Genomic DNA, 26793 nt, shown 5'->3' on the forward strand with positions numbered 1-26793 from the left:
AGGCCCCCTCCATGACCCTCACCCTCGCACTCACCCTCCTGCTCTCGGTGCTGATCGGGATCTCCCTCGGCCTGCTCGGCGGGGGCGGGTCCATCCTCACCGTCCCGATCCTCACCTACGTCGCCGGCATGAACCCCAAGGAAGCCATCGCCGCCTCGCTCTTCGTCGTCGGCGCGACCTCCGCCGTCAGCGCCGTGACCCACGCCCGCAAGAAACGTGTGCAATGGCGCACCGGACTCGTCTTCGGCGCCGCCGGCATGGCAGGGGCCTTCGGCGGCGGCCTCCTGGGGGGCCATATTCCCGGAACGATCCTCATGATCGCCTTCGCCCTCATGATGGTCGCCACCTCCCTGGCCATGATCCGCGGCCGTAAGAACCCCGCAGGCGCACCCCACCAGGGGGATCTGCCGGTGCCCAAGGTCATCATCGAGGGCCTGGTCGTCGGCTTGGTCACCGGGCTCGTCGGTGCCGGCGGCGGCTTCCTCGTCGTTCCGGCACTCGCCCTGCTTGGCGGCCTGTCCATGCCCGTCGCCGTCGGCACCTCGCTGGTGGTTATCGCCATGAAGTCCTTCGCCGGACTCGGCGGCTACCTCACCACCGTCACCCTGGACTGGACACTTGTCGGCGGAGTCACAGCCGCCGCGATCCTCGGCTCCTTCCTCGGCGCACGCCTGGCCGGACGCATCCCCGAAGCGGCCCTGCGCAAGGGCTTTGGCTTCTTCGTCCTGGCCATGGGCGTCTTCGTCCTCGTCCAGGAACTACCCTCCCCCGCCAACCTCATCCTGGGCCTCGCGGCCACCGCAATCGCCGCGGCCGCGGCCCTGTGCTGGTTTGCCATCCCCGCATGCCCCCTGCGACGCAAGTCCCTGGGTTCACCCGCCACCACCACGGCAACCGAAGCCCGCTAGCCCCGGCTCCCCTCCGTGTTGCCCCTCCAGCCTCGGCACTCCAGGAGTCCGCGCATGAAACCGTCCACCACCAAGATCCTCCCTGTCCTGGGTTTGCGCGCCAACGCGGCCCAGTTCGCGTTGCTTGTCGCGGTCAACGCACTCGTCGGCGGGATGGTCGGGCAACAGCAAACCGTCCTTCCGCTGCTGGCCCACGCGGAGTTCGGCCTGAGCGGATACACGTTCCTCTTCGCCTACGTGGCGGCCTTCGGGATCGCCAAGGCGACCTCCAACTGGTTCGCCGGGACCCTCTCGGACCGCTACGGACGCACCCCCGTGCTGCTGGCCGGGTGGCTCTTCGCCATCCCGGTGCCGCTCATGCTCATTTTCGCCCCGGACTGGAGCTGGGTCGTCGCCGCGAACGTTCTGCTGGGCATCAACCAAGGCCTGACCTGGTCGACCACCGTCATCATGAAGATCGATCTGGTAGGCCCGGCCCAGCGCGGCCTGGCCATGGGACTGAACGAGGCCGCGGGCTACGGTGCCGTGGCCGCCACGTCCCTGCTGGCCGGATACCTCGCCGAACAGTACGGGCTGCGTCCGGCGCCCTTCCTCTTGGGAATCGCCTACACCGCCTTGGCACTGCTGCTGTCGGGCCTTTTCGTCCGGGAGACCCACCCACATGCCCTCCTGGATGCCGGAAACATGGCTGCCCGGGGCGCCTCCGCCCGGCATGGCCTGGACGCCAACCTAGCCAACGGCCAAATCTTTTCCCTGACCAGCTTCCGGGAACCGGCCTTGTCCTCGGCGAGCCTGGCCGGCCTGGTGAACAACCTGAACTTCGGACTCTCCTGGGCCCTGTTCCCCCTCCTGTTCGCCACCGCGGATCTCAGCATGGGCCAGATCGGCCTGCTTTTCGCCCTGTATCCCGGGGTCTGGGGCATAGGCCAAATGGCGACCGGTGCTCTCTCGGACCGGATCGGACGCAAACACCTCATCACCACCGGCATGTTGGTCCAGGCCGGAGCCCTTGCGATCATCGCGCTCGGGGACGGCTTTGGTGCCTGGGCCTCGGGAACCGTATTGCTCGGCGCGGGAACCGCCATGGTCTACCCCACGCTGCTGGCCTCCGTGGGCGACGTCGCCCATCCCGCTTGGAGGGGACGCGCGGTGGGCGTCTACCGGGTCTGGCGCGACCTCGGATATGCCGTCGGTGCCATCATTGGCGGGATCGTCGCCGACCTGTTCGGGCTCAACGCCGGCGTCTGGATGGCCGCGGCACTCAGTGCAGCCGCAGGGCTGATCGTCGCGATCCGCATGTATGAAACGCACCCACCGCATCCCCGGCCGACCCCTGGGGGCAATGCCCTGGCAACACTTCCGCGCGACCACACCAACCCGTAGCATGGCCACAGAACCGAGGTCCCATGCCGTGGCGGAGCACGCAGTCGCGCTCGGCACGCCTCCACACCACGACCCGAGGAGAACCGCCATGACCTACACCCACGCCATCACCGTCCCGCTGTCATGGCAAGACGCCGTCGAACGGACACGCGGCGCCCTGGCAGAACAGGGTTTCGGTGTCCTGACGGAAATCGATGTGAAGGCGACCTTCACCCAAAAGCTGGGCCAGGAGGCCGGGGTCTCCGTGGGGGACTACATCATCCTCGGGGCCTGCAACCCGCAACTGGCCCAACGCGGCATCACCGCCGAACCGCAGCTGGGCGCACTGCTCCCGTGCAACGTCGTCGTACGTCGCGCTCCCGCCGCCACGGAAACCACCATCGAGGCCATCGACCCGCAAACCATGGTCAAGCTCAGCCAGAGCGACGCGACACGCGAGGTCGCCAACGAAGCCGACGCCAGGCTTCAGGCGGCATTGAAGGAAATCTCCGGAACAGTAGGTACCTAGGTTCTCACCTCATTGGCACAGGTCGCTCGCACGATTCCCACATCGCTAACGGGCACCGATTCCTGCGCGGAGCTCCATGCGGAGCCAGGTACCTCAGGAATCGGCCCATGAACCGTCCGGTTCCGGACAGTGTTAAGGGCACCAAACGCGCCGACCACCACCCGCCAAGTCAGCAAAGAGTGATGGGCGTTGCAGCCACGGACAACAGTTATTGAGCGGATAAGCCGGGAAACCACCGTCTTGAAAACCTAAAGATTATTGAGACACTCTCCTCAGCCCGGCCATGCCGTCTCAATATTCCGTAACGGCAAGGAGTCCAACCGTCTTATAAAGTCGTCCCAACGTAAAACGTCTTACCTGCTTGCCGTGCAGGGGTTTTTGAGCCACACTGGGGCAGGTGAGACATTTGGGATACACGCGCGTGAGCACTTCGAGCCAAGACGCGGCCTTGCAGCTCGATGCCCTGGTTGCTTTAGGGGTGCAGAAGCGCGACGTGTTCGCCGACGTGACTTCCGGCAGCCGCAGCGCGATCGATCGGCCCGGGATGAAGAAGCTGCTGGACTATGCCGAAGCCGGCGACACCGTCGTGGTGTGGCGGGTTGACCGGCTGGGTCGCTCCCTGATCGATGTCTTGAATACCGTGAACCTTTTGCGGGAGCGCGGGATTAATGTCCGCTCCATTTCCGATGGCATCGACCCGGCCACATCGACCGGTCGGATGATGCTGAACATGCTTGCTTCGTTGGCCGAATACGAGCGCGAATTGATCGTTGAACGAGTCAACGCCGGCATTGCCGCCGCCCGGCAATCCGGAACCCGTTTCGGCCGGCCGGTCTCGGACCCGGCGGTGATTGCCGACAAGCTCGCGATCGCCAAAGATGCCCGCACCAGGGGACGCACCGCCGAAGACGCAGCACGCCTGGTTGGCTGGAGCCGCGCAACGTTCTACCGCCACTTGGGCCAAGAGCCCGCATCTTCCAAGAGTCTGTGATCGGCCGTGTCCCTGCGAAGCGAAACGCGCAGGGACGTACCGCTGGGGCAAGACCAGATTGGCAGCAGTACCGAGAAAGCAGGAACTCCTCGTGACTACCTGGCTAAGGCAACAGCACGTTGGGAAATACTGCGGCAACACGTCGAAGACGGAGTGCCGTTGACGGTTCTGGCAGGGGAACACCATATCGGCCTGAGGACACTGCAGCGATGGCACCAGAGCTTCAAGCTCCACGGGAAGCCTGGTCTGGAACCGGTGGCACCGGGCAAACGCGGACGCCGGATGCCCAGCGAATTCGTGAACCTGGTCGAAGGCCTCGCCTTAGCTAAACCGCCCAGGACTACGGCAGCCATCCACGAACAAGTCAACAAGGTAGCGCTCCACCAAGGATGGGCACCGGTTTCCTACTCCACCGTCCGCTCGATCGTCGGCGCGATAGATCCGGGGATGATGACGCTGGCGCAGCAAGGTACGGCGGTGTACCGCGATAAATATGAATTGGTCTGGCGCCGCCGCGCCGAACGTCCGAACGCGGTGTGGCAGGCCGATCATACCGAGCTCGACATCCTGGTTTTTGACGCTGGCCACCAGCCGGTCCGACCGTGGCTCACCACGATCATGGATGATTACTCGCGAGCCCTGTGCGGGTACATGATCTTCACCGGTGCTCCCTCATCCTTGAATACGGCATTGGCGTTGCGTGAGGCGATCTGGCCCAAAAAGACAGCAGATTGGGCGATGTGCGGAATCCCTGATGTGCTCTATGTAGACCACGGAACCGATTTCACGAGCCACCACTTGGCGCAGGCCGCCAGAGACCTGCACTTCGAAATCATTTTCTCCGCTGTGGCCCGGCCGCAGGGCAGGGGAAAGATTGAACGATTCTTCGGCACCCTCAACACCGAACTCTTAGCCCGGCTGCCCGGCTACTTGCACAATGTGCGCAACCCCAAGCCGGGGCTGTCCATCGGTGAACTGGACATGGCGCTGGGTGAGTTCATTGGGCAGAACTACCACCAGCGCGAGCACCAAGAGATCAAGGAAACGCCTCAAACAGCGTGGCAGGGCAACGGTTGGTTACCGCGTCTGCCTGAAACCATCGATGAACTGAACCTGCTGCTGCTCACGGTCGCCAAGCCACGGATCGTCCACCGCGATGGCGTGCATTTCCAAGGGCTACGCTACATTTCCCCGTTGCTGGCTGCCTACGTCGGAGAATCCGTCATTCTCCGCTATGACCCGCGGGACGTTGCCGAGATCCAGGTCTTTCACCGTGGCCAGCACATCTGCAAAGCCGTGGATCCCGCGCATGAACGAGCCACAGTGACGTTCAAGGACATCCAGAAGGCACGCTCCGCACGCAAGCGTCAATTGCGCGGACAAATCAATGAACGAATCGCCACCGTCGCGGAATTTCTACCGGCCGGGCAACCAACCACGGAGGCACCCCAGCCTGATCCGGCGGTCCACCGAACCAAGAAAACGAAGCTGCGCACTTACGCGGAGGACGAGTAATGGGACCAACAACTTTTATCGCAACGAAGGAGCACCGCCGCTTCACTGAGTTCGCCAATGCGGTGCGTCGGCAGCGGACTATCGGGGTCTGCTATGGACAAGCTGGAATTGGCAAAACCCTATCGGCTAAACGTTATGCCAACTGGAGCCCGAAAGCCGAGGCGTTAATAGAGGAATGGGGCCGACGGGAGGACAGTGACCTCCAGATCTACAAGGATCTGGCCAAAACGCGGACCGTCTTCTTCACCCCAGGGGTTCTGACGACGCCTAAGCAAATCAAGGATGAACTCTCTCTGGTCACCACCCGGACCTCGATCTGTATCCATCAACATCTCGATACTTTAGGTGCCACGACGGGCCCGATGAATCAAGACAAGCATGTTGAGCTGATCATCGTCGACGAGTCGGAGCGACTCAACGCCACTGCCTTAGAAGTGCTACGAGATAGGTATGACAGGAACAATATCGCGCTGATGCTGATTGGGATGCCTGGCATCGAAAAGCAGTTCAGTCGATACCCTCAGCTCTATAGCCGTGTTGGTTTTGCTCACGAGTACCGTCCGCTTGCTCAGGATGAACTGCATTTCGTTCTGCAACGAAAGTGGCGTGCCCTCGGAAAAACTCTGGACTTGGAGGACTTCACCGATACGCAAGCTGTCGCGGCGATCGCCCGTATCACGCGCGGTAATTTCCGGCTGATCGATCGACTCTTCACACAAATGCAGCGAGTCATGAAAATCAATGAGCTGGACACGATTACCGATGATGTTGTTGAAGCTGCGCGATCCACGCTAGTGATCGGAATCAGTTGAACCGCCAATATTAGGTGCGCAGAAACCGCCAAACGAAGTTAACAATCACAAATGATGAGCTTTGACCTCGGCCAGCTACGGTGCAGGTTCCACGCGGTGATTGCGGGCCCGGAAATATCGCGTCGACCGTGTATCAGGGTTCCGGGTAGGTGCTCAATGCGCCCCATGCGTTCTAGCAACTGTGAATCTGTTCGGCCCAAATGCGTCCAATAGTGCGTGGTGAGTCGGGCAAAGGCGATTCGAAATGCTTCGTCCTCCCAGCGAGGATCGCGTGCAAATCCGCCGGCGCCAAGCGAGATGTGGGTGTCTTCCCAATGCGCCCATTCCTGCGAAGCATCCGCCCGGGTCTTCGAATCTGCGCTATTCAGCAGCCGGGCATAGGCCTCGACTATTCTCCCTTCTCCGCGTCTATATCCGACTCCGCCGTGCTCGGCGTACGAGGCGAATCTGTCCCATGCCTCGGGAAAAATCGAGCCGACTCCTTCGGTGATCCAATCGATTTCTCTTCTGCTAGTGGTGGTCACCGCGAACAGAACCATTCCAAGGACGCGTGCGGGGCGGGCCTGGGCGTACGCGAGCGCGAGCGTTGATCCCCAAGACACCCCATTGAGTATCCACGCGTTAATGCCTCGTGCCTCGCGCAGCGCCTCAATATCTTCAATGAGGTGGGCACTCGTATTATGCAGAAGCGACGTGTCCGGGTTCGAGGCATGCGGTGTCGAACGTCCGCAGCCTCGCTGCTCAAACCCGATAACACGGGTGTGTTTCAGGTCGAATCTGTGCCGATAGCCACTCGCGCCTAGGGTCCCGCCCGGTCCACCGTGGAGATATAGCGCCGGCACGCCGTCGGCTGCGCCCCATTCTTCCCAATAGATGCTTTGGCCGTCTCCAACGTCAAGCATTCCCCTCTTGCGTGCAAGCTCGTTTGCCACTTGCTAAACCTCTTTCGATTTCTTGGGAAAACGGCCCTTATGCTGTTTCCCCTAGGAGCAAATTGCGGAATCCGCCCCACACGCGGCAATACAGTGAAGGCCATTTTATTCGGCGGCTTTCCAGTGCTAGCCGGTCCGCGTCGATTAGCGGACAGCCAGGAGCGAGCCGTGAGTTCGTGCTTGGCCTTCGTTCCGCGATTCGGATTGGGTCACGGTGAATCCCGCTGCCTCGACATGTGAAGCCAGGAGATCCAAGGGCCAGTAGTAGGCGGTGGCAACCGCATGGTCGAAGGGTTCGAGGGTGGGGCCGGTGAAGAACCCCAAGGCAAGGCCGCCACCGGGGCGAATGCAGCGAGCGAACTCTGCGAGCGCCTCACCGATTAGTTCGGGAATGGTGTGAATCAGTGAATACCAGGCAAGCACGCCGCCCAATGCTTCGGAGCCAACGTGCAAGCTTTCTGCCCGGCCACGTCGGTACCGTTCTTGGGGGTAGCTCCTTTGAGCGATTTTAATGAACTCGGGAACGGGATCTACACCCTCTACGGCAATCCCCAAGGTACTCAAATGATGTGTCCATTGTCCCGGACCGCAGCCGACGTCAAGCACCGTGCCCTTGATACTGCGCGCCCACGTTTCGACAAAAGCCACATCGGCCGCGGCAGCATGTTCAATGCTGCCGACCGCATCCACATACTGGCTTGCCTTGGCTCCATATGAGGACCTGACGGATTCAAAAGTCATAACGCCACTCTAGATGTTTTGGATCTGAGGGCACCCAATGCCGTCGCCTCAGAGCCTTCCCCCCTAATATTCCGTTCCGTGATCGTTTCCGAGATCCGGGTGTGGGCGTTCGAGACGATGGCAAGATATTCGGCATCTTAGGACATATCCGTTAACACTGATCACCGATCCGCCGAATATTGCCTTCACCTAAATGGAAGATTTCGTCATGATTGTCTCTGAAGTTCGGCTTCTATGTGCGCCCCACCCCCATGAGCGCACAATAGACATGTAGAGTTTTTCCTAGTCGGTGACGTTGCTGCGAAGCGCTCGCCATCCGAGAAATTTTCATTTGAAGCGTTGTGCCAGGGCGTTGGATAATCTCCAGAACGTCTGGCCTTAAACAGAACCCTCAGAAGGAGACCAGCGTGAAAATCGCCGTCCTGACCAAACAGGTACCTGATACATGGTCGAGCCGTCGCTTGGACCTGCAAACCGGAATGCTCGACCGCGCAGCGGCAGACCTGGTCGCCGATGAGATCTGCGAACGCGCCTGCGAGGTCGCACTCCAAGCGGAAAAGTCATTGGGCGAGGTTGAGGTCATTGCCGTCTCCATGGGAGATGAGAAGGCAGTGCTTGCACTGCGCCGGCTGCTCTCCATGGGCGCGCATTCGGCGGTGCATATCTCCGACCCGGCGCTGGCTGGGTCGGATATGATCTCCACCGCCCGGGTGCTCGCGGCGGCTCTTGCGAAACTCGACGTCGATCTGATTCTTGCAGGCAACGAATCGACCGACGGCAAGGGTGGCATGGTGCCAGCAATGATCGCCGAACTCCTTGACCGTCCACTGCTGCCCTACGCCGACGAATTGGAAATCAGCGCAAGCGAAGTGACCGGAACCAGCCAGCTGGGCGAAACCACCATGAATTTGAGCGTGCAGCTACCCGCCGTTGTCTCGGTGACGGAGAAGTCCGCCGAGCCACGCTTCCCGAACTTCAAGGGAATCCGTGCGGCGAAGACCAAGCCATTGGAAACGTGGACCCTGGCCGACCTCGGCATCGAGGCAGGACCCGAGGCGGCCCACTTCCGTTCGGTGATGGTCTCTGCGGAGGACCGCCCCGAGCGAGTCGCCGGACCAAAGATTACCGATGACGGAACGGCAGCCACCCAGCTGGCCGACTTCCTGGCCGAGAAGCACTTTATCTAATTCAGCTCGGGTCTTTCCACAATCTTCATCCCCACGATTTGTCCTTGCTCAGGAGGATTTTCCCATGGTTCAAACCACCCACAGCGTGCTCGTCCATGTCCAGGTATCGCCGGACGGCTCCCCGCAGAACACCACCGCAGGCTTGCTTGGAACGGCCGCCCAGTTCGGTACCCCGGTCGCCGTTGCCGTCTGCGCCGCGGGCCAAGAGCAGCAGCTTGCGGCCAAGCTCGGTGAACTCGGCGCCGCCGAAGTTCACCTGCTGCCTACCGACCTTGACGCTTTGGCTCTTGGCTCGGCCGATGTGGCGGCGCTCGCCTCGGCCACCAGCACCGTGGCTCCGGCCGCGGTGCTGCTCTCCAATACGGCCTCCGGCCGCACCATTGCCGGTCGTTTGGCCATTCGGGTTGAGGGTGCCGTCTGCGTTGACGCGGTGGGCATGCGCTGGGCCGAGGACGAGCCGATCGCCATGCACTCGATTTTCGGCGGAGACGTCACCTCAGAATCCACCGTCGAGGGCGGACCGCGCATCTTCACGATTCGCCCCGGTGCCGTAGATGCCCGAGCCGAGTCCGTCGCGGCACCGCAGCTGACCATCATCGAGCCTTCGGCTCTGCCCAAGGTATCCAAGGGCGCCCAAATCCGCTCGGTCGAAGCGATGCAAAGCGATGCCTCCCGTCCGGATCTGCGCAGCGCCAAGATCGTCGTCTCCGGCGGACGCGGAGTGGGCTCGGCGGAAAAATTCGAGATCGTCGAGCAGCTGGCCGATCACTTCGGCGCGGCGATTGGCGCCTCGCGTGCCGCGGTGGATTCAGGCTTTGTCTCACCGAAGCTGCAGGTGGGCCAGACCGGTGTCATCGTCTCCCCGGACCTGTACATTGCCTTGGGCATCTCCGGGGCGATTCAGCACCGTGCGGGTATGCAGACCGCCAAGACGATCGTAGCCATCGATAAGGATGAGAATGCGCCGATCTTCGACCACGCAGACTTCGGCATCGTTGGCGACTTGTTTACCGTAGTCCCGAAACTGCTCGAGGAAATCCGCACCCGCCAAGGGTAATCACGGCATTCTCCACTCAGGTAGGTTCCGGCGAAGCATCACCTGCCGGATACGACGACGCGATGAGGTTCAACGATTATGACCAAGCAACGGATGGCAGGCTACACGCCCCTGCGCGCCAAAGGCGGGGTTAAACCCGACGCGGCCGCCGAGCCTGCACAGAAAATTGAGACACCACCGACGGCGAGCGTGCCCGCAGCACCGGTCACCGAACCGGTGGCCAGCGAGCCGGTACCCGCCGCTCCCCCAGTGCAGAGCGCTCCGGCCCCAGAACAGGTTCCTGCACCGGCCGAGACGGCGGCCGTTCAGCCTGAGCCAGCGCCGGCGCCCGTCTCGAACACCGCCGCTAGCTCCTCACGCCAACGCATGCAGGGCTATACCCCGCTCCGGGCCCCGGCCACGGACACCGCCAGCACTAGCGCACAGGTCGCGGCACCGGCTGCCGCCGCTGCGGAACCCGCTGGCGGGGCCGCAGCAAAGCCGGCGGCACCGCCGAGCGAAACTCCGCCGGCACCGGCCCCGGAACCGGCTGCTCCGGCAATTGCCGCTTCGGGCGCCGAGGCAGCTTCGGCGGATTCATCCGAACGGGCGGCAGTTCCGTCCAATCGCATGCAGGGCTACACTCCCCTGCGCCAACGCGAGGATGCGACTGCCGGAAAGTCCTCCGAGTCTGCGGCTCCCGTTGCCGAGGCCCCAGTGGCTGTCCCGGTTTCCGAACCAGTCGCCGACGATGCAGCCGCACTCGGGCAACCACCGGTCGTTGAAGAAGCCGCCGAGCCCGCGGCGCAGAGGCCACCGGCCGTTGCGGAACCAGCCGCGCAGGCCGCGAGCGCGGCCCAGCCTCCCGTCGCGGAAAAGCGCCCGGCCTCCGATGCCCAAGGAACTTCAAAGATCAAGATGAAGCCCTGGGTCAAGCCGGCGATCCTGGTGATCGGAGCGGTACTTGTTGCCCTGCTGGTAGTTCTTGCCGCGCGCGGCTTGCGCACGCTGGAACCAATCCAGGACTTCATCGCCACCTATGACGGGCATTCAACCATGCCCGACTCTGCGCCGCTTGGAATTCCGGCTTGGCTTGGTTGGCAGCATTTCTTGAATATGTTCTTTATCGTGCTGATTATCCGCACCGGGTTACAGGTACGTCATGAGAAACGACCGGCAGCGATGTGGACGCCCAAGGCGAACTCGTGGTTCTCCCCGAAGGGAAATAGCCCCAAGAAATATTCGCTCAGCATCTGGACCCACCAGGCCTTGGATGCGTTGTGGGTGCTGAACGGGGTGGTCTTCGTGATCCTGCTGGCTATTACCGGCCAGTGGATGCGAGTGGTTCCGACCAGCTGGGATGTCTTCCCGAATATGATCTCCGGCGCCATTCAATATGCCTCGCTCAATTGGCCTGTCGAAAACGGCTGGATTCATTACAACGCCTTGCAGATGACCTCCTACTTCCTCGTGATCTACGTGGCGGCACCGCTGGCCATTGTGACCGGTGTCCGGATGTCCAGCTGGTGGCCGACTCAGCCCAAGGCCTTGAACCGGGTCTATCCGATCGAGCTGGCCCGCAAGGTGCATTTCCCGGTGATGCTCTTCTTCGTCGCCTTCGTGCTGGTCCACGTATTCCTGGTATTCACCACCGGCGCGTTGAAGAACCTGAACCACATGTATGCCTCGCGGGACGCGGCCGATGCATGGGGGCTGGTGATCTTCTTAGTCTCGGTGGCGGTGGTCGCGGCGGCTTGGGTGTTCATGAAGCCAATGTTCCTCCTGCCGGTGGCAACGATGACCGGCAAAATTTCCAAGAACTAGGTCCGTTTACCACGGCGCCTGCAGGCTTCTCAGCGGAGCCGGCAGGCGCCGTTTGGCATCTCAGAGCACCGCTTCGAAAAGCAATAGCTTCGATTCACCGTCGTCGGCACGCACCATGCGAATCTCTTCGCCGGCCGCGATCTGCACAAACCCGAATTTCGCATGCAGGCGTAGCGATGAGACGTTTCGTTCGTTGGTGAAGTAGTACGCGCGCCGGCTCCGCGCAGCGATCCATTCCAGACGCGCCGCGGTGAGGGCCTGGCCGATTCCATGCCTGCGCCAGTTTGGATCTACGATGACCCCGCCGAGGTAGTGGCCTGCGGGTGCAATTCCGTGGGCGTCTTCGTGCCAATGGGTCTTCGCGATGCCGGCAATCTGAGTGCCGGCCACCGCCACTACGACGGTCCGGTGGGAGGTGCCCTGGATTGCCTGCGCCGTCCACGGGTCCCGGCCGCTGTCCACACACAGCTGGGCTATGGCTGCAGCGTCTTCCGCGCTTGCTGCGCGCAGCCGTAGATCCTGAATCCCAACGGCCCTTGGCTGTCCCATGTGGTCGGCTCCCTTGCGCCATGCTCGCCATCGGGCGGGCAATCCGCCCGGCCTATCCTCCGCGGTTGCCTTGAGCGCCGGTACCGACGCACCAAAGTTAGTCGACACTAGTCGACGCGTAGTGCCTTGATGACTTTTTCCACTCGTCGAGCACGGGTATCCGCGCCCTTTGCCGAGATGATCGGTTCAACATGACCGCGTTGCTTGCTGTAGGAGAGATTGTTCCAGGCGTCGGCAAGGGCCGGTTCCAGAGACAGTTTCACCGCAAGGTCCTCGGGGACTTCGATGATTCGCGGTGCCTCGTCGAGTTCCAGTTTCACGGTGACCTCATCCCCGGCACCCCGACCGGTGGCACCGCGCGTTTCGGAATTGAAAGAGATCAAAAATTGCCCGCCCATGGATGAGATGGTATTTCGATAGGTGTAGTCCCCGTCGATCGTCACCGTCACCGGCACCCGTTTGCCGTGATTGAATCCCCGGACGATTTCGTCGGGAACAACAATGCCCACATTATTTCCGGTCGAGGCCATCAAAGTGGTGGTGAATTCCGGCATGAGCTGCTCCTTTGTTTCAGGCAAGTCTTTGATCTCCACGGTAGTCCAGTATCTCCGCGCTGACCACCATCAATTCTCATGAGTTGCGAAACGCTGCCAGCGGCCCGCCGGGGAGCCAGCTTGGTCAACGCGCACTGGCCCCTGCTCTTCATGGTCCTCAATTCTTTCTGTGGCATCATGGACAGCACCCCCAACTCCACGAATACCGCGCGGAGCCATCGCTAATCACGCGTTGCAATCCATGCAAAGGAAAACTTGCCGGAACAAAAACCGAAACCCCACGAACTGCTGATCTTCATCCTCTATCTGGCCGCCTGCGCGCTGATGGCTGGACTTCCGTTTCTCCTCGGATTCCTCACCCCGCTCTGGCTCCCGCAGCTCGGCGAGCTGAAACAGGGCCTTTGGCCATGGGTTCCGCTCCTCGTCATCGTCTTTACCCTGGTACTGCTTGCTACGGGTGAAATCACCGACCGCCTGGTGCGAAGGCTATTTCCCGAGGCCGGCAAGATTGCCGGCAATACCTTGGAATCGTTGCTGAGCTTCGTGGCGATCGTGGGCTGCTACTATCTGGTCATGAGCACCTACCCGCTGGCCCTGGCGAGCGCCGCGGTCAGCGTGGCGGTCTATTTGCTCTGCACCCCGCTGATCAATCGGCTCACATCCAGCGCACCCCGCGATACACCCGGCGCCCCCTAGCTCTTGCTTTTTTCTGCACGCAAAAACCCCAGTGGCGCACGAACTGCTGTTCGGCACCACTGGGGTTTTTGCTCGCTCCCGATTCGCGGAAGCGCAGAGCATGAGGAGGCCTAGGCCTCTTCGTCCTCGTCGTCCTTCTTGTACGGATCGGCATCCCCTGCGTGGGTCTTGCCCTCGCGCAGCGAAGCGACCTCAGCGTCCTTTTCCTTGGCCTTGGCCAGCAGTTCATTCAGAAGCGAGGCGCTCTCTGGAATCTCGTCTGCGACGAAGGCCAGGGTAGGGGTCAAGCGAATGGTCAGGTTGCGTCCCAATTCCTTGCGCAGCGCACCGGTGCGCTTGGCGAGCATCTCGGCGATTTCCGCCTTGATCTCACCCTCACCGAACACCGTGTAGTACACGGTGGCGTGCTGCAGGTCGTTGGTGACCCGCGCGTCGGTCACGGTCACGTTGTCGATGCGCTCGTCTTTGATGACGGTGCGCAGCGACTGGGCCATGAGGACCTGTACGCGCTTGGCCAAACGGGCCGCACGGGCTGAATCAGCCATGGATCTCTCCTAAAAAATTGTCGTGAAAGTGAGGAGCGTGGGCGCTCACCGGTCAGTTTACCGGTGCGCGCCCACGCCGTTGCTCATCTAAGGATTAAGCTCGTGGCTTTTCGCGCATCTCGAAGGTCTCGATGATGTCGCCTTCCTTGACGTCGTTGAACGAGCCAAGGCCGATACCACACTCGAAGCCCTCGCGGACCTCGGTGACGTCGTCCTTTTCGCGGCGCAGCGAATCGATGTTCAGGTTGTCGCCCACTACCTTGCCATCGCGAACCAGGCGTGCCTTGGTGTTTCGCTTGATGGTGCCGGAGCGGATGATCGAACCTGCGATGTTGCCGAACTTCGAAGAGCGGAAGACCATGCGGATCTCGGCGCTGCCCAGGGCAACTTCCTCGTACTCTGGCTTCAGCATGCCGGTCAGGGCAGCTTCGATGTCATCGATTGCGGAGTAGATGACCGAGTAGAAGCGCATGTCAACGCCTTCCTTATCGGCCAGGTCTGCCACGCGTTCTGCCGGACGCACGTTGAAGCCAATGATGATGGCATTGTCAACGGTTGCCAGGTTGACGTCATTCTGGGTGATCGCACCGACGCCGCGGTGGATCACGCGCAGCTGCACGTCGTCGCCCACGTCGATCTTCATCAGCGAGTCTTCCAGTGCTTCGACAGCACCGGAGGCATCGCCCTTGAGGATCAGGTTCAGCGTATCGATCTTGCCATCTGCCACAGCCTGGTCGAAGTCTTCCAGGGTGATGCGCTTGCGGCGCTTAGCCAGCATGGCGTTGCGCTCTGCGGTTTCGCGCTTGTCGGCGATCTGGCGTGCGGTGCGCTCGTCGTCGGTGATCAGGAAGCCGTCGCCGGCGCGTGGCACCGAAGACATGCCCAAGACCTGAACCGGACGCGACGGCAGGGCCACGTCGAGGTTCTCGCCGTTTTCGTTGAACATGGCACGCACACGGCCGTGGGCGGTGCCCACAACCATGGTGTCGCCCACTGCCAAGGTACCGGACTGCACCAGCACGGTGACAACCGAACCGCGGCCCTTGTCCAGGTTCGCTTCGATGGCTACACCGCGGGCGGACTTGTCAGGGTTCGCCTGCAGTTCCAGCACGTCGCTGGTCAGCAGCACGGCATCGAGCAATTCGTCGATACCATCGCGCTGCAGCGCCGAGACATGGATGAACATGGTGTCGCCACCGTATTCTTCGGGAACCAGACCGTATTCGGTCAGCTGGCCCTTGACCTTGTCAGGGTTGGCGCCTTCCTTGTCGATCTTGTTGACCGCGACGATGATCGGCACGCCGGCAGCCTGTGCGTGGTTCAGCGCCTCAACGGTCTGCGGCATGACGCCGTCATCCGCTGCGACAACCAGCACTGCAACGTCGGTGACCTCGGCACCACGGGCACGCATGGCGGTGAACGCCTCGTGGCCCGGGGTATCGATGAAGGTCATCGCACGGTCGCGGCCTTCGTGCTCGTGGTTGATCTGGTAGGCACCGATGTGCTGGGTGATGCCGCCGTGCTCGCCCTCGGTGACGTTCGACTTGCGGATTGCATCCAGCAGTCGGGTCTTACCGTGGTCGACGTGGCCCATGATCGTGATGACCGGGGCACGCTCTTCGAGCTCGGCTTCGCCTTCAGCCTCAAGTTCGGCATCCAGGTCCAGGCCGAAGCCTTCGAGCAGTTCCTTGTCCTCGTCCTCCGGGGAGACGACCAGGACCTTGTAGCCCAGCTCTGCACCGAGGACCTCGAAGGTCGCCTCGTCCAGCGACTGGGTGGCGGTAGCCATTTCTCCCAGGTGGAAGAGCACGGTGACCAGTGCTGCCGGGTTTGCGCCGATCTTATCGGCGAAGTCGGTGATCGACGCACCACGGCGCAGGCGGATCTCGGAGGATCCGTTGCCGCGTGGAACGTTGACGCCGCCCAGGCTTGGAGCACTCATCTGCTCCAATTCCTGGCGCTTGGCGCGCTTGGACTTGCGCTGCTTGCCGCGTCCGGCGCCGCCCTTACCGAAGGCACCGCCAACGCCGCCACGGCCGCGTGGAGCGCCCGGACGGAATCCGCCGCCGCCTGCACCGGCACCCGGAGCGCCACCTGGACCGCCGCCGCCACCTGGACGACCGCGACCGCCGGCACCCGGACGACCGCCGGCTGCTGGAGCCGGACGATCGGTGCGGTTAGGCATCATACGTGGAGTTGCGCCACCTGCGGCGCCTGCGCCACCAGCGCCGGCACCTGCCGGACGTGGTGCACCGGTTCCGGCACCTGCTGGGCGTGGACCGCCCTGGCCCTGGCCGGCCGGACGCTGTCCGCCGGCACCCTGTGGGCGTGGACCGCGTGCTGGTGCACCATCACGTGGTGGACGCGGACCGCCGGTACCTTGACCGCCAGCACCCTGGGGGCGTGGGCCTCGGCCTGCTGGACGTGGACCGCCCTGGCCGCCTTCGCCGCGCATTCCCTGCTGTGCGGAGAATGGCGAGTTGCCCGGACGTGGACCGCCTGGACGTGGAGCTCCTGCGCCGGCGCCCTGTGGGCGTGGTGCACGGTTCTGGCCGCCGTCGCGGGAACCACGACGTTCATCGCCGCCGCGCATTCCCTGCTGTGAGGAGAACGGGCTGTTGCCGGGGCGTGGGGCGCCAGCTGGCTTGGGTGCCGGCTTTGGACCTGGGCGTGGACCGCCCGGGGCCGGGGCTGCCGGAGCCTTGGCTGCCGGGGCGTCCGCCTCGGGAGCCTTGGCCGCTGGTGCTGCTGCCGCCGGAGCGGCTGGAGCCGCCGGAGCAGCTGGCGACTTAGCAGCTGGGGCCGCCGGAGCCTTAGCTGCTGGGGTAGCCGGGGTGGCAGCTGGCTTGGCCGCAGGCTTAGCGCCTGGCTTTGGACCGCCAGCACGTGGTGCTGGGGTCGAGCCTGCTGGTTTGGCTGGGGCTGCCGAACCTGGGAAGGCATCGCGCAGTTTGCGCGCTACCGGAGGTTCAACGGTTGAGGAAGCAGAGCGAACGAATTCGCCCATATCCTGCAACTTAGTTAGGGCTTCTTTTGAAGTAATTCCGAGCTCTTTAGCGAGCTCGTGAACGCGGGGTTTAGCCACATCTCTCCTGTGTCGATGCGATCGGCTAGAACCCCGGGTTCAATAAGACTTGGGTGTTCTGGCTGATCAGCGTTGTAATTCGTGAAATTCTTCCGCCGCACGGTGGATCACGCAAAACCGATTGTTCATCGTTGTGCGCTCAACTTAGCGGACTCATCGGGTTGCCATCAGATTTCTGACCCGCTTTCATCATGATTGCCAGATAGCCGGCCCGTTGCCGACTGATCTTCGTATGCGGCGAACTGCTGTGCCACGCAGGAGTCATCAACCGAACTTCTAAAAGCTCGGGAAAATGCCTTGCGTCGCACAGCATGCCGCACACACTTTTCGGTTCCATGGGTCCAGGCACCCCGCCCTGCGGCGGAGCCCGAAAGATCCAGATGCACACCGCGCAGCGGTGAGTCCTGATTCAAAACCCAACGGAGTAGCTCATCTTGAGAAGTGATGGTTCGACAGCCAATGCACGTACGTTGCTGATGCAGTTTCATGCGAGCGCCATCCTCACCTTCCACAACTTGTCAACGAGCCAACTACTAGTCTAGCGCGTTTAGACCTCGGCGCACGCGTGAGGTCCAGATCACATGTACGCCGAGGCCAAAAAACGTGCTAGGCAAATCTATTTTCCGTCTCCCGTTGACCGGGATCAGGAATTGCTCAAAATTAGAACTGTGGTTCCTTGCCACCGGATGCGGCAATGATGTCGATGCGCCAGCCGGTCAGCTTGGCGGCCAGACGCGCGTTCTGGCCTTCCTTGCCGATGGCCAGAGACAGCTGGCTGTCCGGCACGACTACACGAGCGCGACGCTCGTCCTCGTCGAGGATTTCGACCGAGACGACCTTCGATGGGGACAAAGCGGCAGCGATGAACTTGGCCGGATCCTCGTTGTAGTCAACGATGTCGATCTTCTCGTCGTTCAACTCGTTCATCACCGCACGCACGCGGGTACCCATTTCACCGATGCAAGCGCCCTTGGCGTTCACTCCGGCTTGGGTGGCGTGCACCGCAAGCTTGGTGCGGTGCCCTGCTTCGCGGGCCAAGGCCTCAACCACGACGGTGCCGTCTGCGATCTCTGGAACTTCCATTTCGAACAGCAGGCGAACCAGATTCGGGTGCGAACGCGACAAGGTGATTGCCGGGCCCTTGGTACCGCGTTCGGCGGAGACCACATAGGAACGCAAGCGGCTGCCATGGGTGTAACGCTCGCCTGGAACCTGCTCGGGCGGTGGAAGCAGTGCCTCGACCTCACCGATATTCACCTGGACCATATGCGAGGAGTGGCCCTGCTGGATGACGCCGGAGATCAGCGTGCCCACGCGGGAGGAGTACTCCCCCACGACCACTGCGTCTTCGGCTTCGCGCAGACGCTGCATGATCACCTGACGTGCGGTGGACGCGGCAATGCGGCCGAAACCGTGCGGGGTGTCATCAAATTCGCCCAGCAGCACGCCGGTGGAATCGCGGTCCTCGACGAGGATTGCCACATGTCCATTGCTTTGCTCGATATGAGCGCGAGCACCGGGCATTGCGCCGTCGGTCTTGTTGTAGGCCAGCAGCAGTGCCGACTCGATGGTAGGGATCAGCACATCCATCGGGATGTCCCGCTCTTTTTCCAGGATGCGTAGCGCATCGAGATCAATATCCATGCCTAGCCCTCCAAATCTTCGTTATCAATGTTTTCAAATAGCGCGTCGTCGAAATTGATTTCCGGGTCAACGACTGCCTTGCGGATATCTTCCAGGGCGAAGGTCTTCGGTTCGTCGACCTTGACCTTCATGCCCTTTTTGGCAGGCTCGTGGTGCACGGAAATGACTACCTCGGTGTCGGTGACCTCGGTCAGCCGGCCACGCAGCTTGCTGCCGTCGGAGAGATTAAACTTCACCATCCGGTTCTTCGCACGGATCCAGTGACGATTCAGCGTCAGTGGGCGCGAAAGACCTGGGGAGCTTACTTCGAGTTCATATGGATCTACTGACGCGTACTTGGCGTCCTGATCCAAGGCATTAGAAATGGTGGTAGTTACTTCACCAAGTTCGTCCAAAATCACCGATTGGGTGCCGTCAGCCTTGTCGACGATGACCTGCACGGTCATCTGCTTTCCCGAAGGGCGGACAGAGACTTCTTCCAGCACCAGCCCGTGGGATTCCACTTCCTTCTCCAGCACGGTCGTCAACCGTTGTGCCTCTTGTTCGGTATCAGCCGGCTTAGCGGTCATGGATATCCTCCCACGTTATTCGATGTTGTCCTTTAAGGGTATATGCACGCACGCAAGATGAGAACTGCTTAATGGGCACAGGTGAAAGAACTCACGCGCAATTCGCGCATTCAGCGCGTTTGAACCGGGCTTAGCCCGCAACTTCATGGCATGATCGAATCGCCATGACTGAGAACTCGACACCGCAACCCACCCGACGCACCCCAAAAGCCAGGCGCGCACCGGGCTGGATCGCACCGCTGCTAGCCGGAGTTCTATGCGCTGGCCTCACCTGGGGTGTGGGCATGAGCATCTTTCGAGGGTCGTTGGAAGATCGTGGCCTGCCGGAGGAAATCCGCGGAAGTTCCGAAGCGCAGCTCCAGCTGTGGCAGTACGGCTCAACCCTGGCGCAACTCGCCTCCCAGGCCGACGCGTTGGCCGCGCTGGCAGGCTCGGACAGCGCCGGCGCCCTGAGCGAATTGAGCGCCACCTTGGCTCATGGCTCGCGGCTGGTTGGCCAGTTGAGTTTCGAGGATCAGCCAGCGGAGCCGTTGGCGCAAAGCTTCAGCCCCGAGGCGGTTTCCAAACTGGCCGAACAGGTTGCCGAGCTGAGCACCCATATGCCGGCCATCCCCGAAGAGCAGGCACCGCTGGCACCCGCGCTGACGCAGCTGGCCTTCCAAACAAATCTCGAAGCGCGCAGCGCGCTACGCACCGTAGCCAAGCAGGAGTCGGTGGATCAGCTGCCCGCCCCGCTGCTCTCCGGGCAGGGCGAAGCCGAGGGGGAACCTGTGGGTTGCCTCAGGGATCTGAAGCTCCTAGACGCGGAAACCCCGATTTCCGATCCGGCGTTGCATGATGACGTACGGGTGGCCCGGGCGCTGGACCGCGGCTATGCATTGGACTACATCCTGCAATTGCAGGCTGCGCGCGGAGCCAACGCGGATGCGGCGCAGATCGAAGAGCGCCGCACGATGTTGAATGCCGAACTGCGCAAGGTGCGCTCGGTGCTGCCAGGCGACTGTGCGGACCTACGCCAGTCGGCCTATGTTCTGCCCGAGGACGGATTCAATGAGCTCGGTTCGCTGGCCACAGAAGCCGAGGACGATTTTGTTCAAGCGCTAGCTCTTGCCTCGGGTGCCGCGAAGGACAGCGCGCAAGGCACGTTGGCCGAAACGACCTGGCAGGTTCTGATTGAGCAGCGCCAACGTGGACTAGATCCAGAACTGCTGAACGCCAGCGAGTAATACTCGCCAGGTATTACCTGCACGCCTGGGTCTGAACGATTCAGCGGCCGAAAACGTACCTGCTCAGAATGATGTGCCCGCATCGCCGTGTGTGACAAGATACATTCAACCGCACAGATTCTGAGGAGTTCCCAGTGTTTGATTCCCCCGGTGGAATTTTCGGCAGCCAGGCGCTCGCAGTCCTTTTGACGCCTGGCATCATCCTCTGGTGGACCGGCACTCGGTCGCGAGGAACCCTCGCAATTACTGCGAAGCCTCAGGTAGTCGGCTAATGGACGTCCCTTGCGGCCTCGGTTTTACCGGCTCAGACTACGCTGCATCCCGCCAAAGGATTCCACGGTGAGTTTCTCCACGCCCTCAGGACAGGCGCATTCCCCGCGCGGCACCGCAAGCGGCGTCCGGGTAGCCACGCTGGTGCCAGGCAAAGATCTGGTCCAACGCCTGTTCGTTGCTATCGCCGGGTTTATCTTCGAGATGATCGTCTGGTCCGCAAGGAACCCCGGGGGCTATGCAGGGACAATTCCATCCTGGATCATCATCACGGTTGCTGCTCTGGGTTACACCACCTTCGTGATGACCCGCTCGCCGATCCTTGGCTACTACACGATGATCTTGCTGAGCACCGGCTGCCTCATCGACCCCATGGCACCGACCTTGATGGTCGGGTTCCTCATTGCCGTTTTCTACCTGGCCCGGCGCTTGCCGCGACGCAGGGCATATCTGGCCCTGATCGGCGCAGCCATCCCGATACTGACCGCCTCGTTGGTTTCCACGAAGTTGCAAGTCATCGGTAACCTCACGACGGTTCTCCCCAGCGCGGCCGTCTTCACGCTGCTGGTTCTCGCGGTGTGGGGCTCGGGCGTGGCATTGGCCAGCTATGAGCGCACGCTGCGCACGGAACGTGCTTGGGCAATTCGTGCCCGCGAAGAAGCCACCACGACGGAGCGGCTGCGTATCAGCCGCGACCTGCATGATTCTGTGGCGCACTCGCTCACGGCGATCGTATTGCAGACCGCTGGCCTGAGGGCGGTGCAACGCACCAAGTCGCGCGAAATTGACCTGGATGCGGCACTCGCGGATATGCAGCAGACCGCGGAGCAGAGCATCCGCGAACTACACCGCCTGCTGGGACTCTTGCGCGGCGAGGGAGACGCCCCAGATTCTCCGCCGCGCGGAATCTCCGACTTTGCCGAGCTCATCCAGGCGGCGCGAACTTCGGGGGTCGAAATCCACGAGTCTATTTCCGGCCCCGAGCGTCCGCTCGATCCAAGCGTCGGACACGCTGCCTATCGTGTAGTCCAAGAGGGCCTGTCAAATGTGATGCGCCACGCCGGTCAAGGCGCCAAAGCCTACGTCGAAACCCATTGGGAGTCCGAAGAGCTGACAGTATCCATCCGTTCGCTATCCGGAATCATCGAAAAGTCGGGCCTCTCGGGCGGGTTCGGGCTGCTGGGCTTGCGCGAACGCGTCACTATCTGCGGAGGAACACTAGTCAGCGGTCCTACCGATAGCGGTTTTCTCGTCAAAGCGGTTCTGCCCGTGCGAACTGAACTAGGCTCGGGCCATAACAGCTCGTCGGATGATTTGTGAGTGGAGCGTCAACACGATGATCGCAGACCCAGAACCCACCGCCCACGGCCCGAATGCGAGTTCCAGAATTCGCATCCTCATAGTGGATGATCAGCCAATGGTCCGGGCCGGCATTTCCATGTTGCTTTCCGCCGAGCCTGACCTCTCGGTGATCGGCGAGGCGGGCTCGGGGCCCCAAGCTCTTGAACTTGCTGGCAAGCACCTCCCCGACGTGGTGCTCATGGATGTGCGCATGCCTGGGATCGACGGGGTTGAGGCGACCAAGCAGCTGGTTCGTGAAACCCGGGAGAACCAGGACCGGCTGGTCCGGGTGCTGATTATGACTACCTTTGATGATGAGGAGGTAGTGGTCAAGGCGCTCCAGGCCGGTGCCAGTGGATATCTGCTGAAACACGCCTTGCCCAACGAGATCGCGGCCGCGATTCGGCGGGTGGCGGCGGGTGAAACCTGGCTGGATGCGACGGCTGCCACCCGGCTCGTGCAGCGCCTGCACATGAGCTCCTCGGACTTGCCGGACATCACGGAGCTGCTGACTCCTCGAGAACAGGAAGTCCTGCGACTTGTGGCCGCGGGCCTGTCCAATCAGGAGATCCGAGACCTGCTGGTGCTCAGCGAGGCGACGGTCAAAACTCACGTGGCCCGAATCCTCTTCAAGACCGGCTCCCGGGACCGCGCTTCGGCTGTGGCCTTGGCGTACCGCTCGGGCTTCAGCCGTGCCGATGACAAGATCCCGGGACGAAACTGAAAGTTTCCAGAGAAAGATACCGTGCAGGTATGACGACGGCAGAACCTCAATTTGAGATCCTAGAACTAACGCCACAGCAATCCCTCAGCGCTTCGAGGGTGTGGCCTGGTGGGAGCGGTTGCTGCCACCGTATGACGTCCTAGATGACGGTCAGCCTTTTTGGGAACCTGCGTTAGGGAGAAAGCTTTTGGGGCAAATCCAAAAGCTCAGCTTCTTTAATGCGCCCGGCCTATGGGGATGGGTCAAGGCTGATTGATGTTGATTCTAGGTAAGGCAGTATGGGGACATTGCCTCCAGGAATTGCCGGCTCGCAGTCCAAGCGAACCGGCAATTCGTGGTTAAAGGGCATGCATTAATCCGCCCGGCCCACGTTGGGCAATTGGCCGCCGCCAACCACCGCGGCAAGCCGGTGTTCGGTTTCGGAAAGGCGATGATTCTAACCAGGCTGGCTGCCTTTCGCTGGACCGTTTCCCGGGAATCGTTGTGCCCCTAGGCAAAGATCATGTCTGAACCGAGTTTGATGATCAGTGCGCACACCACGATCACGAAAATGATCCTGATGAATTTGCTGCCTTTGGAAATCGCCATGCGGGCACCGAGGTAGCCGCCGGCCATATTCATCAATCCCATGGCCAACCCCAACCCGAAAACCACGTGCCCAGCCGGAATGAACAACACCAGGGCGCCAAAGTTGGTGGCTAGGTTGACGATCTTCGCTTTGGCCGAGGACTGCAAGAAGTTGTACCCCAGCACCGTGACCATAGCGATGATCAAAAATGATCCGGTACCCGGACCAATCATGCCGTCATAGCCGCCGATGATCAGTCCGATCGCTACCGCCCGCAGGTAGTGCCCGCTGCCCCGGTAGCGTAGCTTGCTCAGCTCTCCGGCTTTGGGCTTGAAAATTGTGAAGGCAAGCACCGCCACCAACGCGGCGATAATGATTGGCTGGATGGCTTCTTCGGGCAGAATCGTGGCAATGGCTGCACCACCAAAGGCACCAACCATGGCCATCAGGGCCATGGGGATTGCCGTTTTCAGGTCCGGGCTGGTCCGCCTGTAGTAGGTAATCGCGCTGGTGGCGGTTCCAAAAATGGAACCCAGCTTATTCGTGGCCAGGGCCTGTACTGGGCTCATTCCGGGAAAGAGAAGCAGCGCGGGCAACTGGATCAGTCCACCGCCACCGACAACTGCATCGATCCAACCGGCCGCAAACCCTGCCAGTAAAAGCAGGATCAGCGACGTCCAGCTGAACTCAACACCATCAAGTGACAAGAAGGAGAGAATCTCCGGCACCGCGCTGCACCTCTATTCATTTATTGCTTGTGAAAAGCTACCGGCAGTTTACGCGGTCAGCTCTTCCACCACGTCGGCAACGGCAACGTCACGACGCTCGCCGGTGGCACGATCCTTGACCTCAACCACTCCGTCGCTTAGCCCGCGGCCCACCACAACGATGGTTGGCACGCCGATCAATTCTGCGTCGGAGAACTTCACGCCGGCAGAAACCTTTGCACGGTCATCGAAGATAACCTCCATGCCCTTGGCTTCGAATTCCTTGGCTAGTTTTTCGCCCGCTGCCAGCAGCTCTTCGCCTTTGCCGGTCACGACAATGTGGATGTCGACCGGGGCGACCTGCTTTGGCCAGGCAAGGCCCTTTTCATCGTGGTAGGCCTCGGCGAGGGCTGCTACCGCACGGGTAACGCCAATACCGTAGGAACCCATGGTGACCACAGAGAGCTTGCCGTTCTTGTCCAGCACCTTGAGATCCAAGGCTGCCGCGTATTTACGGCCGAGCTGGAAGATGTGTCCCATTTCGATACCGCGTTCGGCACGCAGCGGGCCGGAGCCGTCCGGAGCTGGGTCACCTGCGCGCACATTAACCGACTCGATGGTGCCGTCGAAGGAGAAGTCGCGCTCGGCCACCAGGCCGAAGACATGCTTGCCCTTTTCGTTGGCGCCGGTGATCCAGCTGGAGCCGGAGACCACGCGCGGATCAACCAGGTAGGTGATCCCGCTGGAGGCTTCGGAGCCCAGCACCTGCTGGTCCAGTCCGTTGCCTGGGCCAATGTAGCCGGCGATCAGCTCTGGGTGCTTGGCGAGGTCTTCGGCACTGGCCGCTTCGACCAGCACTTCGCCGCTGATGTCCAGGGCCATGCCGATGGTTGCTTGCGCGCGCCTCAGGTCGACCTGGCGGTCCCCCGGCACTCCAATGGCCACGACGTGGCGGTTTCCTTCGGGGTCGATGACCGCGACGACGACGTTCTTGAGCGTGTCGGCCGCAGCCCATTCGCCTTCGGCGCGCGGGCGCAGCTCGTTGGCGGCGGCGACCAGCGTCTCGATGGTTGGGGTCTCCGGGGTATCGAGGACTTCGAATGCCGGAGCGTCGCTGAAATCGATTGCTTCGGGAACGACGGTAGTGACCGCCTCAACGTTGGCCGCGTAGCCGCCTGGCGAACGCACGAAGGTGTCTTCGCCGATGGCAGTTGGGTGCAAGAATTCCTCGGACTTCGAGCCACCCATGGCACCTGCCTGCGCGAACACTGGCACGACTTCTAGGCCCAGGCGCTCGAAAATACGAAGGTACGCGCCGCGGTGTGCGTCATAGGCTTCGTCGAGACCCTCGTCATCGATGTTGAAGGAGTACGAATCCTTCATGATGAATTCGCGGCCACGCAGCAGGCCTGCGCGCGGACGTGCTTCGTCGCGGTACTTATTCTGGATCTGGTACAGGTAGGCAGGAAGATCCTTGTACGAGGAGTACAGGTCCTTGACCAGCAAGGTGAACATTTCCTCGTGCGTTGGAGCAAGCAGGTAGTCCGCACCCTTGCGGTCCTGCAGGCGGAAAAGGCCTTCGCCGTATTCAGTCCATCGTCCGGTCTGTTCGTAAGGCTCGCGTGGCAGCAGTGCCGGGAAATGAACTTCCTGAGCACCAATGGCGTTCATTTCTTCGCGAACAATAGCTTCTACGCGAGCAAGCACCTTCAAGCCCAGTGGCAGCCAGGTATAAATGCCCGGTGCTGCGCGGCGAATGTATCCGGCACGAACTAACAGCTTATGGCTGTCTACTTCTGCTTCAACCGGATCTTCGCGCAAGGTGCGCAGGAACAGGGTGGAAAGCTTCAAAACCACGCGGGGCGTCCTTTTCCGTAAGTCGCCGGTCCATGGTGTGCCACTGGAGGTCGACTCAGCTATGCAAAATCTGATGTGTAATTGGCCTAAAAATAGCCTTCCACAATCCTAACCTCTATAGGCAAAACCCTAGTATTCCTAAGGCTGTGGAGACTACCGTGATTCTTACCGCAATAGAAAAACTACTGCCCTGGGAGGGTTTCTCTCCAGGCGTTGGCCGTCGTGCTCGAAACTCTCGCCAACCACCCTTCGATGATCACTTCACGAAGCTGATCTATCTTGATGTGTTCTAAATGGAATAACACAATGTCGGTCCCGGTCAAATGCTGAATATCAAAGAATAGTTCTCCGAAAGCATCAATCAGTTCTTTCTTGGCAATCTCCGAGGCGGTGCGCACCGCGTAGATTTCGCCTTGCGGGACAGATTGCCCCTGATCAACGAGTCTTTTCGTGTCAGCTTTCCCCAGCGGTCGCCGCCAGATGACCATGCCGCGGGGCACCGACCACTTCGCTCCGCTGCCATATCCACTAATGCCTTCCTCGAGCTGAGGCAGCGCTGCTGCTATTACTCGAATGTCTGCAATCGTGGCCATCCCCCCATGCTCTCGCGCGCACACGAGG

The 26793-nt window shown here is 61.4% G+C and carries 26 protein-coding genes; 14 read left to right on the forward strand and 12 right to left on the reverse strand.

Features of this window, described 5'->3' with window-relative positions; all coding sequences use genetic code 11:
- Positions 1-11: 11 nt before the first annotated feature.
- The 6 genes from CQ017_RS10580 (at position 12) to CQ017_RS10605 (ending at position 6117) form a co-directional block, all read left to right on the forward strand.
- A complete protein-coding gene (locus CQ017_RS10580; RefSeq protein ID WP_096287260.1) occupies positions 12-908 on the forward strand; it encodes a sulfite exporter TauE/SafE family protein in 897 nt (298 codons plus the stop codon).
- Positions 909-962: 54 nt separating this feature from the next.
- The gene (locus tag CQ017_RS10585) at positions 963-2291 is read left to right on the forward strand and encodes an MFS transporter (protein WP_105553694.1); all 1329 of its coding nucleotides are present in this window, start codon (positions 963-965) and stop codon (positions 2289-2291) included.
- 88 nt (positions 2292-2379) lie between these two features.
- Positions 2380-2799: a DUF302 domain-containing protein gene (locus CQ017_RS10590; RefSeq protein ID WP_022876883.1), complete on the forward strand. Its 420-nt coding sequence runs from the start codon at positions 2380-2382 to the stop codon at positions 2797-2799.
- A 397-nt stretch (positions 2800-3196) separates the two neighbouring features.
- A complete protein-coding gene (locus CQ017_RS10595) occupies positions 3197-3790 on the forward strand; it encodes a recombinase family protein (RefSeq protein ID WP_096287264.1) in 594 nt (197 codons plus the stop codon).
- Positions 3791-3796: 6 nt separating this feature from the next.
- The gene (locus CQ017_RS10600; protein WP_258133592.1) at positions 3797-5305 is read left to right on the forward strand and encodes a Mu transposase C-terminal domain-containing protein; all 1509 of its coding nucleotides are present in this window, start codon (positions 3797-3799) and stop codon (positions 5303-5305) included.
- On the forward strand, positions 5305-6117 hold the full coding sequence (locus tag CQ017_RS10605) for an AAA family ATPase (protein ID WP_105553695.1): 813 nt from the start codon (positions 5305-5307) through the stop codon (positions 6115-6117). The genes CQ017_RS10600 and CQ017_RS10605 overlap by 1 nt, the downstream gene beginning before the upstream one ends.
- A gap of 38 nt (positions 6118-6155) precedes the next feature.
- On the opposite strand, the gene CQ017_RS10610 is transcribed toward CQ017_RS10605, so the two are convergent.
- Both CQ017_RS10610 and CQ017_RS10615 read right to left on the reverse strand, forming a co-directional pair.
- The gene (locus tag CQ017_RS10610; RefSeq protein ID WP_258133593.1) at positions 6156-7049 is read right to left on the reverse strand and encodes an alpha/beta fold hydrolase; all 894 of its coding nucleotides are present in this window, start codon (positions 7047-7049) and stop codon (positions 6156-6158) included.
- 144 nt (positions 7050-7193) lie between these two features.
- Positions 7194-7790 (reverse strand): bifunctional 2-polyprenyl-6-hydroxyphenol methylase/3-demethylubiquinol 3-O-methyltransferase UbiG, encoded by a 597-nt coding sequence (locus tag CQ017_RS10615; protein ID WP_105553696.1) that lies wholly within the window; start codon positions 7788-7790, stop codon positions 7194-7196.
- 407 nt (positions 7791-8197) lie between these two features.
- Between CQ017_RS10615 and CQ017_RS10620 the strand changes: the two genes are divergently transcribed.
- The 3 genes from CQ017_RS10620 (at position 8198) to CQ017_RS10630 (ending at position 11837) form a co-directional block, all read left to right on the forward strand.
- Positions 8198-8977: an electron transfer flavoprotein subunit beta/FixA family protein gene (locus CQ017_RS10620; protein WP_181148498.1), complete on the forward strand. Its 780-nt coding sequence runs from the start codon at positions 8198-8200 to the stop codon at positions 8975-8977.
- 64 nt (positions 8978-9041) lie between these two features.
- A complete protein-coding gene (locus CQ017_RS10625) occupies positions 9042-10034 on the forward strand; it encodes an electron transfer flavoprotein subunit alpha/FixB family protein (protein ID WP_105553697.1) in 993 nt (330 codons plus the stop codon).
- Positions 10035-10112: 78 nt separating this feature from the next.
- Positions 10113-11837, forward strand: coding sequence for a cytochrome b/b6 domain-containing protein (locus CQ017_RS10630; RefSeq protein WP_258133594.1), 1725 nt, complete (start codon positions 10113-10115; stop codon positions 11835-11837).
- Between the two features lie 60 nt (positions 11838-11897).
- On the opposite strand, the gene CQ017_RS10635 is transcribed toward CQ017_RS10630, so the two are convergent.
- Both CQ017_RS10635 and CQ017_RS10640 read right to left on the reverse strand, forming a co-directional pair.
- The gene (locus tag CQ017_RS10635) at positions 11898-12386 is read right to left on the reverse strand and encodes a GNAT family N-acetyltransferase (RefSeq protein WP_105553698.1); all 489 of its coding nucleotides are present in this window, start codon (positions 12384-12386) and stop codon (positions 11898-11900) included.
- 107 nt (positions 12387-12493) lie between these two features.
- Positions 12494-12940, reverse strand: coding sequence for a YdeI/OmpD-associated family protein (locus tag CQ017_RS10640; RefSeq protein ID WP_096287274.1), 447 nt, complete (start codon positions 12938-12940; stop codon positions 12494-12496).
- 78 nt (positions 12941-13018) lie between these two features.
- Here CQ017_RS10640 and CQ017_RS18125 point away from each other — a divergent pair, with 78 nt between their 5' ends.
- Together CQ017_RS18125 and CQ017_RS10645 are read left to right on the forward strand one after the other, a co-directional pair.
- Positions 13019-13165 (forward strand): hypothetical protein, encoded by a 147-nt coding sequence (locus CQ017_RS18125; RefSeq protein WP_181150537.1) that lies wholly within the window; start codon positions 13019-13021, stop codon positions 13163-13165.
- A 30-nt stretch (positions 13166-13195) separates the two neighbouring features.
- Positions 13196-13636 carry a hypothetical protein gene (locus CQ017_RS10645; RefSeq protein WP_105553699.1) on the forward strand — a complete coding sequence of 147 codons (441 nt, stop codon included), beginning with the start codon at positions 13196-13198 and terminating at the stop codon, positions 13634-13636.
- A gap of 110 nt (positions 13637-13746) precedes the next feature.
- Here CQ017_RS10645 and rbfA read toward each other — a convergent pair whose 3' ends face one another.
- The 5 genes from rbfA to rimP all read right to left on the reverse strand — a co-directional run bounded on the left by rbfA (position 13747) and on the right by rimP (position 19479).
- Positions 13747-14181 (reverse strand): 30S ribosome-binding factor RbfA, encoded by a 435-nt coding sequence (gene rbfA / locus CQ017_RS10650; protein ID WP_096287278.1) that lies wholly within the window; start codon positions 14179-14181, stop codon positions 13747-13749.
- 94 nt (positions 14182-14275) lie between these two features.
- On the reverse strand, positions 14276-17266 hold the full coding sequence (gene infB, locus CQ017_RS10655) for a translation initiation factor IF-2 (RefSeq protein WP_105553700.1): 2991 nt from the start codon (positions 17264-17266) through the stop codon (positions 14276-14278).
- Between the two features lie 167 nt (positions 17267-17433).
- A complete protein-coding gene (locus CQ017_RS18560; protein ID WP_096287282.1) occupies positions 17434-17754 on the reverse strand; it encodes a YlxR family protein in 321 nt (106 codons plus the stop codon).
- A 172-nt stretch (positions 17755-17926) separates the two neighbouring features.
- Entirely contained in the window at positions 17927-18910 is a 984-nt protein-coding gene (gene nusA, locus CQ017_RS10665; RefSeq protein WP_096287284.1) for a transcription termination factor NusA, read from the reverse strand.
- Between the two features lie 2 nt (positions 18911-18912).
- Positions 18913-19479, reverse strand: a complete 567-nt coding sequence (rimP, locus tag CQ017_RS10670) for a ribosome maturation factor RimP (protein WP_096287286.1) — start codon at positions 19477-19479, stop codon at positions 18913-18915.
- 164 nt (positions 19480-19643) lie between these two features.
- Here rimP and CQ017_RS10675 point away from each other — a divergent pair, with 164 nt between their 5' ends.
- The 3 genes from CQ017_RS10675 to CQ017_RS10685 all read left to right on the forward strand — a co-directional run bounded on the left by CQ017_RS10675 (position 19644) and on the right by CQ017_RS10685 (position 23040).
- A complete protein-coding gene (locus CQ017_RS10675; protein ID WP_141393561.1) occupies positions 19644-20705 on the forward strand; it encodes a hypothetical protein in 1062 nt (353 codons plus the stop codon).
- A 339-nt stretch (positions 20706-21044) separates the two neighbouring features.
- Complete coding sequence (locus tag CQ017_RS10680) at positions 21045-22295, forward strand: sensor histidine kinase (protein ID WP_105553701.1); 1251 nt, start codon at positions 21045-21047, stop codon at positions 22293-22295.
- Positions 22296-22311: 16 nt separating this feature from the next.
- On the forward strand, positions 22312-23040 hold the full coding sequence (locus CQ017_RS10685; RefSeq protein ID WP_105553702.1) for a response regulator transcription factor: 729 nt from the start codon (positions 22312-22314) through the stop codon (positions 23038-23040).
- A gap of 489 nt (positions 23041-23529) precedes the next feature.
- On the opposite strand, the gene CQ017_RS10690 is transcribed toward CQ017_RS10685, so the two are convergent.
- The 3 genes from CQ017_RS10690 to CQ017_RS10700 all read right to left on the reverse strand — a co-directional run bounded on the left by CQ017_RS10690 (position 23530) and on the right by CQ017_RS10700 (position 26765).
- The gene (locus tag CQ017_RS10690; RefSeq protein ID WP_105553703.1) at positions 23530-24336 is read right to left on the reverse strand and encodes a TSUP family transporter; all 807 of its coding nucleotides are present in this window, start codon (positions 24334-24336) and stop codon (positions 23530-23532) included.
- Positions 24337-24384: 48 nt separating this feature from the next.
- A complete protein-coding gene (locus CQ017_RS10695) occupies positions 24385-26172 on the reverse strand; it encodes a proline--tRNA ligase (protein WP_105553704.1) in 1788 nt (595 codons plus the stop codon).
- Positions 26173-26354: 182 nt separating this feature from the next.
- Positions 26355-26765, reverse strand: coding sequence for a hypothetical protein (locus tag CQ017_RS10700; RefSeq protein WP_105553705.1), 411 nt, complete (start codon positions 26763-26765; stop codon positions 26355-26357).
- Positions 26766-26793: the final 28 nt, after the last annotated feature.

It is taken from the genome of Arthrobacter sp. MYb224, assembly GCF_002975455.1.
In the GTDB taxonomy this organism is placed as follows: Bacteria; Actinomycetota; Actinomycetes; order Actinomycetales; family Micrococcaceae; genus Glutamicibacter.